The 1,153-nt window shown below is 60.7% G+C and carries 1 pseudogene; it reads left to right on the top strand.

What is annotated here, in order from left to right:
- Positions 1–53: 53 nt before the first annotated feature.
- A pseudogene (locus CLV89_RS22295) lies at positions 54–1,136 on the top strand (IS5 family transposase).
- Positions 1,137–1,153: the final 17 nt, after the last annotated feature.

Raw genomic sequence — 1,153 nt, 5'->3', positions numbered from 1 at the left:
CACAAATCCTTTGAGGGATTCATCTCGTGAATCCAGCGTGGTAGCTGGGCTGCATGAGCAGACCGACACCCCCAACCTACAAGACCAGAAACTGGCCAGCCTACAATAAAGCGCTCAAGCGCAGAGGTTCTCTGACAGTCTGGTTCGACCCCGAGATGAGCTGGGACGCCGTGCCGACAGGACGACGCGGGCGGCGGCAAACCTACAGCGGTACGGCCATCCAGACATGCCTGACGATGAAGGCGCTGTTCGGTATGGCGCTCCGACAGACGACCGGGTTCGCCGAGAGCCTGTTGCGTTTGATCGGTTTGAACTGGGCGGTGCCCGACTTCAGCACGCTCTCGCGCCGCCAGAGAACGCTGGCCGTGAACATCCCGTATCGTGGCTCTCACGACCCATTGCACCTGCTGATCCCCTCTCATGGTTTGCAAGCAAACCACTGCCGGGCAGTGGACAGCACGGGTATCAAGGTCGAGGGTGAAGGAGAGTGGAGTGCGGAGGATCAGAAAACAGTCTGGGGGACTGTTTTCCCGACAAACGCGCAAGCATGATGGGCCCAAGCGGCGGGTTTGGCGCAAGATACATCTTGGGATCGACGAACAAACGCTGGAGGTTCGGGCCGTGGAGATCACCGGGAGTCACATCGGTGATGCGCCGGTGCTGCCAGATCTTCTGAACCAGATCCCGACGAACGAGACGATCAGCAGCGTCACCGCAGACGGCGCCTATGATACTCGCAAATGCCACGATGCCATCGCTGACCACGGCGCCCATGCCGTTCGTCAGGGAAAGGGTCCCCCGGACCCTTTCCGGGCCTTCCTCACTCCCGCCCCGCAAAAACGCCAAGCCGTGGAAGACCGTCACTGCGGGTGCGGTGGCCAGAAACGAGGCCCTGAGAGCTTCGAAATACCTCGGCCGCGCCATCTGGCAAAACTGGAGTGGTTACCACCGCCGGAGCCGCGTCGAGATATGAGGAGGATCGTTTTCCCGACGACTGGATGCATTGCGTTAAACTGCTGGGGCAGCGCCTCATGGCACGGGGCTTTGACCGGCAGGTCGCGGAAGTCCAAATCCGCATCGCCGTCATGAACGGCTATACGGCGCTCGGCATACCCATTACCGAGGCCGTGGGATAAGTCCGTCTAGGGAAAGG

Source organism: Tritonibacter scottomollicae (assembly GCF_003003215.1).
GTDB classification, from domain to species: Bacteria; Pseudomonadota; Alphaproteobacteria; order Rhodobacterales; family Rhodobacteraceae; genus Epibacterium; species Epibacterium scottomollicae.
Note: the sequence above shows the minus strand (reverse complement) of the source record. Positions and strands in the feature narration are given on the sequence as shown.